The 11,516-nt window shown below is 33.2% G+C and carries 7 protein-coding genes; all 7 read right to left on the bottom strand.

Features of this window, described 5'->3' with window-relative positions; genetic code table 11:
• Window positions 1-731: 731 nt before the first annotated feature.
• The 7 genes from HX049_RS17610 to nagB all read right to left on the bottom strand — a co-directional run bounded on the left by HX049_RS17610 (window position 732) and on the right by nagB (window position 11,196).
• On the bottom strand, window positions 732-1,490 hold the full coding sequence (locus HX049_RS17610; protein WP_286417615.1) for a hypothetical protein: 759 nt from the start codon (window positions 1,488-1,490) through the stop codon (window positions 732-734).
• A gap of 114 nt (window positions 1,491-1,604) precedes the next feature.
• The gene (locus HX049_RS17605; RefSeq protein WP_286417614.1) at window positions 1,605-3,563 is read right to left on the bottom strand and encodes an OmpA family protein; all 1,959 of its coding nucleotides are present in this window, start codon (window positions 3,561-3,563) and stop codon (window positions 1,605-1,607) included.
• Between the two features lie 25 nt (window positions 3,564-3,588).
• Window positions 3,589-4,521: a PorP/SprF family type IX secretion system membrane protein gene (locus HX049_RS17600; protein ID WP_286417613.1), complete on the bottom strand. Its 933-nt coding sequence runs from the start codon at window positions 4,519-4,521 to the stop codon at window positions 3,589-3,591.
• Window positions 4,522-5,200: 679 nt separating this feature from the next.
• The gene (locus HX049_RS17595; RefSeq protein WP_286417611.1) at window positions 5,201-5,656 is read right to left on the bottom strand and encodes a hypothetical protein; all 456 of its coding nucleotides are present in this window, start codon (window positions 5,654-5,656) and stop codon (window positions 5,201-5,203) included.
• Between the two features lie 659 nt (window positions 5,657-6,315).
• Window positions 6,316-8,355, bottom strand: a complete 2,040-nt coding sequence (locus tag HX049_RS17590) for a S8 family serine peptidase (protein ID WP_286417609.1) — start codon at window positions 8,353-8,355, stop codon at window positions 6,316-6,318.
• Between the two features lie 649 nt (window positions 8,356-9,004).
• Entirely contained in the window at window positions 9,005-10,021 is a 1,017-nt protein-coding gene (galE, locus tag HX049_RS17585; RefSeq protein ID WP_286417607.1) for a UDP-glucose 4-epimerase GalE, read from the bottom strand.
• A gap of 374 nt (window positions 10,022-10,395) precedes the next feature.
• Window positions 10,396-11,196 carry a glucosamine-6-phosphate deaminase gene (gene nagB, locus HX049_RS17580; protein ID WP_286417605.1) on the bottom strand — a complete coding sequence of 267 codons (801 nt, stop codon included), beginning with the start codon at window positions 11,194-11,196 and terminating at the stop codon, window positions 10,396-10,398.
• Between the last annotated feature and the right edge of the window lie 320 nt (window positions 11,197-11,516).

Raw genomic sequence — 11,516 nt, 5'->3', positions numbered from 1 at the left:
TATCAAGATTATTACTCTCTAAAAATGGACACAACCCTTTAAATATCAATTGCTTTAGTTTTTTGTCGTGTACTTAGTGATTTTTTATATTAACATAGATTATTGTCCCCGATAAAATAGGACAAAAAAAAGAAGCCAGAAAGCTGGCTTCTAAAAAATCATCGCCCTTTAGTCTTACAGACTATATAAAAACGATGGAAAAAAAGTACATGTTTCTTTAAGTAAACTTGTGTTGGACAGCTAATTTCTTTAATAAAATACCACAGGATAGCCTTAAAGGTATTATTAACAAAGTATACTTTCTGATAATCTTTGTCTGACTTCTTTATTCCAATACAACCCTACTATATTTACATAAAACTACTTATCCATAAACTATCTATAATAATTGCTTTATTTGTAGGTGGGGAAGACAGCACATTTCATGAGTATACTCTTTATTGTTCAAATTATTTGACCTGATGACAAACCTGATAGACTTTGTATCAAAAACAAGCATAACCTATTTTTTTTAAAAAGCTATCTGATATCTCTTTGATATTTCCTTACAAACTTTAACTAAACTAAAACCTGATTGATCTGTAGATACGTCACTCCTATATTTGATAAGAAATACTACACAATACAATAGCAAAGCTTTATTATAACTCTTGTAAATATCTCATCATCCATTTCATAGAACTAATTTACATCATAAAAACTATTGATACTAAATGTGAATCACTTCACTTCTAAAGTCCACCAAAAATTTCAAAAAGATAACTACTTACCACAGTACTTAAAATAAGAAGTAGTTCTTTTTTTTCAGCGTCTATCCTTATTTCAATATTTCCTTGTGCGCCACTTCTCCATTTTATTGATGTATTTGTTATTGTTGCATCTTCCCTTACTTTTCCATCAGAGCCTTTTAATTGTGCATCTATAATTTTAAGACTAGATGGATCATTAAAACCTACAATTACAAAATCTCCATAATTATACGCTTGCTGATCATCATTATTTGAGGCACTACTTTTATGCGTGTAAATAACAAATTTCACTCTTATTAATGTATTATTATTAGGAATTGTTGCTATTACTTTACTTCCTGAAGTTCCTCCATGAGGCCTAACTCCTCCTATTATTTTACTATATCCTGTAGGACTTAAAGACACAACTCCTGTATTTTTATCAATCAACAAAGGTACAGTATTAAATACATCTACATTATCAGTGAGTGATTCTGGTTTTAAAATCAACCCTTCACTATATGTTTTCCCTCTAACATCTAAACTTTGATTTGGATCTATTGTTCCTATACCAACTTTTCCTTCTGAATCTACAACTACATCATTTTTATATGCTTGTACATTATTCCCTCCTTTATCATTATCTCCTTTTCCATCAATATGCAATAGTCTCAAAGGTACTGTAGTATTTATACCCACATTCTTTTGAGCTATTCCTTTTATTGATAACAAAAGACAAAAATAAACAAATATCATTCTCATAACTTATACTATTTTATATATTAAATCAACTTAATTTAATAACAATTACACAAAAAAATAAAAACACAACAAATAACGCTTATTACTTAGACGAAAATTACTAGTTATTACATACTATAATTCTATCACAATAAACTCACTACGTCTGTTTAACTGATGTTCCTTCTCAGAACAATTAACACCTTTATCACAGTGATTTAGCAATTGAGTAGCGCCATATCCTTCTCCACTTACTTGTCTACTATCTATGCCTTTAGAGATGATCCACTCAACAGTAGCCTTAGCACGTCTATCGGATAGTTTTAGATTATACTGATTGTTTCCTTTACTATCGGTATGAGATCGCACATCTATCTTCATACTTGGATACAGATTCAGTACCTCTACTACCTTCATCAGCTCAATAGCTGCATCAGGTCTAATACTAATCTTATCAAAGTCAAAATAAATAGGCTCAAGACGTAAAATATTGAACAGATCATCCTCTTTAGTAAGTGGTTTTTCTGTTTTCTCTAGGCTGATATCTGTGTCTACTACCAGATGAGGTGTTTCTGTCAGATGTATAATCTTCTCCTCTGTATTATAGTCTAGTATTTCCGTTTTTAAGCGATATTTCTCACCACACAATAGGTTATCTATTCTATAATTTCCTTTTTCATCTGCCTGTATCTCTTGTATCTTTTGATATGCGTGATCATATACAGTTATTCTAGCCTGAGCCAATAGTTCATTTGTATCTATATCCAGTACTTTTCCCTTTACTACTTGATAGCACGGCTTTTTAGTAAATAAATATATATCATCTCCTCCTACTCCTTTAGCTCTATTAGAACTTACATAACCTTGATTTTTCTCTGTATCAATATACATACCAAAGTCATCCGCGCTACTATTAATAGGAGCTCCCATATTCTTGATTTCCCCTAGACTTCCATCGGGGTAAATTTGAACAGCAAATACATCTAGCCCTCCTAAACCAGGATGTCCATCAGAACTAAAAAACAAAACCCAATCTTTTGAAATAAAAGGGAAAGTCTCACGTGCTTCTGTATTTATTTTAGTCCCTAGATTCTCTACTTCTCCAAAATCACCATTTTCATTAATAGGAACCCTAAAAATATCAGACTGTCCTACTGTTCCTTCTCTATCTGAGGAGAAGTATAACCACTTCTCATCAGGAGATAACGCAGGGTTAGCAGTACTGAAATTATCTGAATTAAAAGGTAAATCTACTATATCACCCCACTGATTATTCTCTAACAGTGTAGCCTTATATATCTTTAAAAGCGCGGTTCTATTCTTATTCAGTTTTCTTTTTCCACTAGCCGTTGTATTATTTCGAGTAAAGTACATTGTCTTACCATCTTGTGTAAACACAGCTGTAGCCTCATTTACTCTTGTATCCATACCTGGTAATAATCGATAAGGCTCACTAAAAGTTCCATCAGGATTTATTCTAGAGCGAAATAAAGCTGTGTAGCTTTCATTGGTCCACTCGTGTAGCTCCTTACCTGTTTTGTACTCTGTTTCTCTAGCAGAGGTATAGACAAAGTGATTTTTCCAAATCGCAGCACCAAAATCAGAATAAGGCGAATTTATACTTAGGTTAGTGAGTTCAAAGCTGTTAGAATTCTTCTTTATATCTTCTAGATAACTATCTTTGGTAGAGGTAAATAATCTCGACCTAGAATCCTGTTTCTCTAAGACAGAGAACACCTCCATCATTTGATTAGACTTTTGATAGTCCTGCATGGATTTTAGAGTTTGTGCATAACGATAATAATACTCTGACGGTATGATCTCTTTTGCTTTATCCTGATATTCTCCTTCAAAAAGTTCTTTATACCACCGATTTGCCTCTATAAGCTTTCCATTAAAATAATATGAATTCCCTAACTTTTTCAGCATATCAGCATTCATATATCCTTTACTTGCTAATTTTTCATATATTTTGATTGCATTGACATAAGCTTGTACCTCATATATCTTATCTGCCTTTTTTTCTATTACCTTTTGTCCATATACTCCAAGGCCCATTAAAAGGAATATACTCCATAATATCTCTTTTCTCATAATCTGATTTTTTATCCCCTTACAATTAGAAGAATCTTGGAGCATTTACTTTGCTATGTTTACTAAAAAGCTCAAATCTTAAAAAAATCTCATGCGAACCTGAATTATAATTATTCAGCTTACTTGTATCAGCATCATAACTATATCCAACAAAAAGCCCTTCATTAATCTGAAAACCAGCCAGTGCACTTACCGAGGCATCCCATCGATACGCAGCCCCTATAGTAAATTTATCTACGATAAGAAAGTTAGCTGTTAAATCTACTTGCAAAGGAGCTCCACTTACTGCTTTAATTAAAGTAGCTGGTTTAAACTTAAGACTTGGATTAAGTTCAAACACATAGCCTCCCATTAAATAAAAATGAGCTTTTTGACGCATTACTGTCACTTCATTATCATCATACCTGTCTGTGGTTAAAAAATTAGGCACAGATACCCCCACATAGGCTTTATCAGAAAACAGATAAGCTCCAGCTCCAATATTGGGATTAAACTTATTATTGATATTGGTTAATGTAGTGGGATCTGTTGGATCGAAAATAGTTAGTTTAGTATAATCAACACTTAAGATATTAGCAGCAGTTTTTAAACCAAAGGCCAATTTATAGTCTTGATTTAAATCGATTGTATAGGCCAAGTCAACCGAAATATTATTCTCATCCATCGCCCCAATACGGTCATTAGCAAAATTTACTCCTAGCGCTAAGCCATTATCCCCTAGTGGGGTTAAGCCAGACACAACCGCTGTTTTAGGAGCTCCATCCATCCCTACCCATTGCGCTCTATACATTCCAAAGATGCTAAGATTCTCCTTACTTGCCACATAAGCTGGGTTGATCATATTAGCATTGTACATGTACTGGGTGTATTGCGGATCTTGTTGAGCCTTAGCAATAGAGAAACAACTCAAAGCAATCAAGGTGATTCCTATCTTTTTGATGTTTTGTTGAATATTCATATAATATCTTACTTTTTACAAGCAAGTACAAAATAGAAGAATATAAAAAGACTATTTTAAATATAAAGCTAAACTATAAGAAAGTTATATGCTGTTATAGGTACTAAATTACTGATTTAAGAAGAACCTACCCATTAGTTACTTTCTAATAGTGGTATATAATCACTAAACCATTTCCTAAATTATACTTGTTTTATTTTACTTTTTCATTAACTAAACAAAAATACAAACAACAAAACAATATTCAATGATACTAAATTATTATTATTAATAATACAATAAAAAGAATAAAAAAATAACAATAAAATTTAAAAAATCAAAAATATAACTAAACACAAGAAAACAACAAAAAAGAAAATATGCACAACAAATCACACTATTTACTGCTACATTCACATATATTAGAAGATGTCCTGATCATTAATATACACAGGAGTCATTCTTCACCAGATGAGTAGAAAAGAATTGACTTCCTATTTTAAAGTATTGATAATACTTAATTCTAAATTATCAGACTAAAAACACACAAAACAGATAGAAAACAAAAATTAAACGTCAATAAACACAATAAGTTTCAAAACAAAACACTGTTTTACTCTAATTACTTTCTTTTTACTAAAGACTGTATAAGTCATAAAAAAACAAAAGTCCGCCCCTTACAGAGCAGACTTTTTAATCTCTAGTGACAATTATCGTGTTTATGCTTGTGCTTTTTATTGTGCTTATTTTTATACTTATTACTCTTTTTGTAGTGATGTTCTCTCTTATAGTCATAAGGGTGATAATGTCTATAATTATAATCCCCTGTATTCCATTTCTCGCGTTGCTCTACAGTTAAGATATTACCTATTTGTATTCTGATTTCTTTGTATAGTTCTTCTCTTTTACGATCTAGATCATACTGCTTATAATGCTTAGCACTAGCCCAATGATTATATCTTGTCTCATAATCACTCTGATACTCTCTGATCTTTCTCCACTGATTATCTTTTAACCCCAGAGTAGACACATCATCATACACTATAGATACTAATCCCCCCAGATCAATACCGATACTAGTACCACTTACTTTAGTCTGAGCACTAGCCAAAGAGACTATCAACATAAAAGCCCCTAAAATTACTTTCTTTTTCATATTGCTAATTGTTTTAATTTCAACCTATTATTTTGTTAGTAAGGTAAAATACCACTTAATAGCAAGACAATATTCAAACTAGAGCCTCTATTTTTAGAAAGTACGTAACAAATGAAATCAAATACTGCAATATTTCAAAAACTATTCACTAAACATTAACTATTGTATCATACTGTTTTTTTACTGCCTCTAGAACTAAATTATTTCTAAAGAATAATGTCTTTAAAAAAGAATATTCCCTTTAAAACACAATACAAACTAAAAAACACACAATATCACACACTATTAACCATAAATTATTTAATTATAAATATTTTTTAACAAAAAAACATTAAAGCATTAACTTTACAACAAATAATATTCTAATCAATAAAACTAATTTTCATAATTGTTCTTATACTCTTTACTTTAACTATTACAAAGCGTTAGAATATTGAAATAAAGATGAAATAAATGCCTTTAGTAATTTTGATAACACTCACTCCTGTTGAGTTCCCATACAATTTTATATTCAGAATTACCAAAAGGAAAACATCCATTACTTGCAAAAAGAAATACTTCTTTGACCTACTAATACTTGTTTTTACGATAAGTGAAGTAAAAACAAAAAAGCACGAAGGTTCGCCTTCGTGCTTTTACTATATATCCTTACTATCTTCTTATCTTTTTGCGATACGAACCGTTTTAGAAAGATTCTCTGCTTTTACCTCTACTATATAGATATTAGAGTTTAGACTTGCCATATTAATACTTACTCTTTCTTGTTGTACTGTATCCGAGCTATTAAGTACTAAACGTCCATTTATATCATACACCTTTATATCGATTACCTTGCCATTGTATGTCTTGTCTAAAGACACATATAGATGATCCTTCACAGGATTAGGCCATAACCTTATCTCTTGTTTAGTCTCTATTTTACTCTCCTGAAGATCATCGAACTCCCCTACAGTACTAATTAAAGAATATTCCTGCTTACCAGTTTCTAATTTTCCTTTATGAGTGACCTCAATTACATAGGTTCCAGGCTCTACATCGTATAATTCTATCTTTTCGATATTATCTACATCATTGACTCCTTGGATGGCTCTAAGATCATTAAAATCTTTATTTAACTTCCATGGATAATAGGTATTCTTGCCTTTTTTAACCACTACATCTAAATCATTGACTAGGTCGCTATTATTTTTTTTATAATTCTCATCTGAGTTTTGGTAACTCACCACACCAGGCGGATCTGTCCAGGCCAGCGTCACCACCATCTTACTTGTCTTTTCTGCTACTTGGATTTCATGCGTATATTTTTGTTGTTCTCTAAGCTCATTCTCCAGGATAAGGGTACTTCGGTTATCCTTGGCCGCTAACATGACATCCACACCAGATTTAGCATTAATCACCCCCCAACCAAACAAATGATCAGGCCCCGCAGCATGACCAGCCTCATCAGCTGTATGAGCCATCAACGCGCGCAAGGTAGCTGATTTAAAAGGCATATTGGTATTAGAGGCATAAATAGCCCATTCTTGCCATAGGGTAAATACTCCACTAACAGCAGGAGCAGCCATCGATGTACCATCACTATAAGCATATAGACCAGTCTCAGCCGCCCCATATAAAGGACTTGGATTGCGATAAGCCGCTGATAATACATCTACCCCTTTAGCCGAGATATCAGGCTTTATCCTAAAGTCATTAGTAGGCCCTTGACTACTAAAACTGGCCAGCACTACATCAGAAGGTCCAGTATAGTTAGCAACCTCTACTACAGCAGCTACTACTACTGCATTTTTAGATACAGAAGAATCATTTAACAAATCACAATTACAGTTTTCCTTTTGACTCCCCCCATAAACACTATAGTGCAACTCCCCATCGTTTCCTGCTGCTATCACAGGCTGATAATAAGCAAATAAATATGCTACGCGGTCAAATTCTCTACTGTGCTCAGAATAAGCCCCAAAATTCTTTATCAAACTAGGCTCAGTTAAATATCCATAATCATCAAAGTAGTTATACCCATAAGAATGATTACTAACTAATATTCCTCCAGAGGCCATTTGCCCCATCTTGCGATAATCATTATTCCACGAATAACTCACTAGTTTTGCTTTAGGAGCGATTCCTTGGGCCTTTTGATTATAACCTAGCCCCACCATCGTTGCTCCTACATGAGTAGCGTGATAACGGCTTTTTTGATACCCTTTAGCATTATATTGTGTCAAAGAAGGAAGAGACTCCCCTAAGGTTACTCTCGAGGTTGTATTAGAAGTCGTTGTATAAAACTCTTGATGGGTATCTAATAAAGGTAGTCCGTCGATAATCCCAACTGTCATCCCTTCTCCCTCTAAGTACTTATTAACGCCAACCTCCTTTTGGATAGCATTTACCCTGGCTGTTAATCTAGAACCATAGTTCAGGGTAGACTTATAAAGCAAAATTCCATTTTTATCTATACCACTAAGCTCAAAATAATTCCCTCTGGCATTTATCCCACTTGTTGGCAGGTTTCTTTTCTCAGCCTCTAAAAAGGCCTCTTGTTTATTTAAAGCTGCTTTTCTTGTATATGCATTAATTTCTCTAGTAGCCTTTTCTAAATCATAAGTAGCCCTTACTGCACTACGCGTAGAGATTGTCTGCCCATAATGATCATACACCCCTAAACACAACAATACAAAACCTGTTACTATTATTTTTCTCATACTTTCTATACCTAATAGGGACTAAAATTAACAATTTATTCTTATCTAAAAGGATGATTCAAGCTTTTTATTTATATCTATTCTAAACTAATGAAGAAATTCAAATATTTATAAGGGATATATCCTTAATGATATTATAAAAAATAAAAACCTCTCTTATAAAAGAAAGGTTTTTTATTAGGGTAAGGTAAAAGGTTATTTATTTTTTTGGGAAAATATAAATAAGAGTGATTAATAAAGATAGTTCCTCTTGTACCTTACTGCTGACAAAAGTAACAATAGAAAACATTCATCCTTTACGGAAAACCGTAAAAGCCTATTTTTTATTATCACGGACCTAAGTACGCGACAAAAAACACATATAAATTATTCTCATTTTTAACCAAAATAATTTACATATTACAAAAAATAGCTAGCAAGGATTTACATCTAAACTCCAATACAACTGATAAATAGACATACAAAGGGGATAAAAAAAGAAAACCCACCAAAAGGTGGGCTCTTATAAAAAAGCAATAGAGTTTTTATAAGCGATAGTAAAAGGGCAAATTGTTATTAATTGTTTTTACTTCTCTATTGCTGTATTAATATTTCTATTTTATTCTTGTTAGGTTATATACTGTAAATGAATTACATCCATGCAAACTGACTAACGATTACGCACCTTCTGTTCCCATTTCCAAGCGCTCTCCAGCGCCTCTTCTAATGATAACTCTGTCTTCCATCCTAGCACTTCATTTGCTTTGGTAGTAGAAGCATAAGCCTGGGTAATATCACCTTCTCTTCTAGCTACAATCTTGTAGGGAAGCTTAACTCCTGATACTTTTTCAAAAGCCTGAATAATCTCCATTACAGAAGATCCTTTCCCAGTCCCTACATTAAATACCTCTACCTTATCTACATTCTCTTCTTTTATCAATCTATCTAGTGCTGCCACGTGCGCTTTTGCCAAGTCCACCACATGGATATAGTCTCGTATACAAGTACCATCAGGCGTATCATAATCATCTCCAAATACAGACAACTCCTGACGCAACCCAATAGCGGTTTGTGTAATAAACGGAATCAAATTCTGAGGAACACCATTAGGAAGCTCCCCAATTAAAGTTGAAGCATGCGCCCCAATCGGATTAAAATAACGCAATAATACTGCGCTTATATTACTTACACGAGTCACATCTGTGATAATATCCTCCCCGATTTGCTTAGTATTTCCATAAGGAGATAGTGCCTTTTGAACTGGAGCCTGTTCTGTAATTGGCATTACAGCCGCTTGCCCATACACCGTACATGAAGAACTAAAGATAAAATGACTCTTCTCTTTCTTATCTAATTCTTTTAATAAATTCAGTAGAGGAACAATATTGTTCTCATAATACATTAAAGGTTTTTCTACACTCTCCCCCACAGCCTTTGAAGCTGCAAAGTGAATCACTCCTGTAATATCCTTATAATCTGCAAAAAGTTTACTCACTCCAGCTCCATCTCGTAAATCCAACTCCACAAACAAAGGACGTACTTTAGTAATCCCCTCGATACCATCTAGTACCTCGATAGAAGAATTAGATAGATCATCTACGATAACTACCTCATATCCTTGTTGCTGTAGCTCTACTACGGTATGAGATCCTATAAATCCCAATCCTCCAGTAACTAATATTTTCATTTTTTTTACAGTTTATTTCTTTCTTTAACCATCAAAGATAGTCTTTTTACCTTTTTTAACAATATCAAAATGTCGAAACTATCTTTTTTTTGAGTCAACACCTATTTTAAGAAAACTGGGAACTTCCAATTAAGAGTTAAAAATTAACAATGTGTGCCTTGGCATTAAATTACACATAGCCTTTTCTTCATTAAGTTATTCTAAATACGCACTACCGCTTAATAAAATGAAAAAGCCATTGTCTTAAGACAACAGCTTCTCTATAATGTTTGTTATCGCAGATTTATAATCCGTGATAAATATACCCTATACTTGTAGGGCAACAATTCCATATTTTTAATTCCTTAAAACAGACTCCCATTCTCTAATATCAACTACTCGGTTCTAGATAAAAGCGATGCCGCTTCATTATCCAAGATATACTCTACATGAGACAATTTTTGTAAGAAAGTAGCAGGTATATCAGCGGAGATTTCTCCTTCTAATGCTTTTTTTATAATCTCTGCCTTGCGCTGACTTAGCGCCATTAAGATTACCTCCTTAGCTTGAGTGATGGTTTGTACCCCCATTGTGATTGCCTGTGTAGGTACTTTATCCTTGCCTCCAAAGTCGTCCTTTGCATCCTCACGCGTAATATCATTCAGGGTTACCAGACGTGTTCTAGACTCTAGTATAGCACCAGGTTCATTAAATCCGATATGACCTGTACGACCAATACCTAATAATTGCAAGTCAAGCCCTCCAAAGTCCACAATCTTCTTTTCATATAGATCACAGTACGCTTGTATTCCCTCTAGAGATAAAGTCCCATCGGGGATATGTACATGTTTTGGGTCAATATCGATATGATTAAACAGGTTATGCTTCATAAACGATACATAACTCTGATCATCTATTGGTAAAATGGGATAATACTCATCCAGGTTAAAGGTAGTCACATTTTTAAAGCTTAATCCCTCATCCTTGTGAAGGCGTATTAACTCTTTGTACACCCCTTTTGGAGTAGATCCTGTTGCCAATCCGATAATTGCGCGATCCCCTTTATTTTGTTTTTCTTTTATAATTTTAGCTATACGCTGTGCTACATAAGCCGAAGCAATATCTTTGTCCTTGTATACCTTGATAGCCTCCCCTTTGTTATATGTAATTTCTTGCGTTTTAAATAATTCGCTCATCTATCTTTTTCCTTAACAACAATAAACAATTTTTTATTACCCCTACTATCTATATTTTTTTCTAAAATATAGCAACAACAAAAACACCTCAGTATAGGTGTTTCCTTATTATTGGAGTAATTTTGATTCTGTAAATATAATCATTTATCCCTTGTAATGTCCATCACATTGGGTGAATATCTTGCTTTTTTGAGTAAAACAACTACACAGAAGGTATGACCTAATAAAATGAAACAAGAAAACTGATGCTAGTAGTAACATTGAAACTGCTAAGCACTTCTTTGAGTGGTTTTTTAAAAACATCAACTTAAATTACTTTA

Source organism: Myroides odoratimimus, from assembly GCF_030326305.1.
GTDB classification, from domain to species: domain Bacteria; phylum Bacteroidota; class Bacteroidia; order Flavobacteriales; family Flavobacteriaceae; genus Flavobacterium; species Flavobacterium odoratimimum_A.
Note: the sequence above shows the minus strand (reverse complement) of the source record. Positions and strands in the feature narration are given on the sequence as shown.

What these genes read in the sequence shown, in the direction of transcription:
- HX049_RS17595 (WP_286417611.1), bottom strand. Translation starts at nt 5,656, where the DNA reads ATGAAAAAGAAAGTAATTTTAGGGGCTTTTATGTTGATAGTCTCTTTG.
- HX049_RS17600 (WP_286417613.1), bottom strand. Translation starts at nt 4,521, where the DNA reads ATGAATATTCAACAAAACATCAAAAAGATAGGAATCACCTTGATTGCT.
- nagB (WP_286417605.1), bottom strand. Translation starts at nt 11,196, where the DNA reads ATGAGCGAATTATTTAAAACGCAAGAAATTACATATAACAAAGGGGAG.
- HX049_RS17590 (WP_286417609.1), bottom strand. Translation starts at nt 8,355, where the DNA reads ATGAGAAAAATAATAGTAACAGGTTTTGTATTGTTGTGTTTAGGGGTG.
- HX049_RS17605 (WP_286417614.1), bottom strand. Translation starts at nt 3,563, where the DNA reads ATGAGAAAAGAGATATTATGGAGTATATTCCTTTTAATGGGCCTTGGA.
- HX049_RS17610 (WP_286417615.1), bottom strand. Translation starts at nt 1,490, where the DNA reads ATGAGAATGATATTTGTTTATTTTTGTCTTTTGTTATCAATAAAAGGA.
- galE (WP_286417607.1), bottom strand. Translation starts at nt 10,021, where the DNA reads ATGAAAATATTAGTTACTGGAGGATTGGGATTTATAGGATCTCATACC.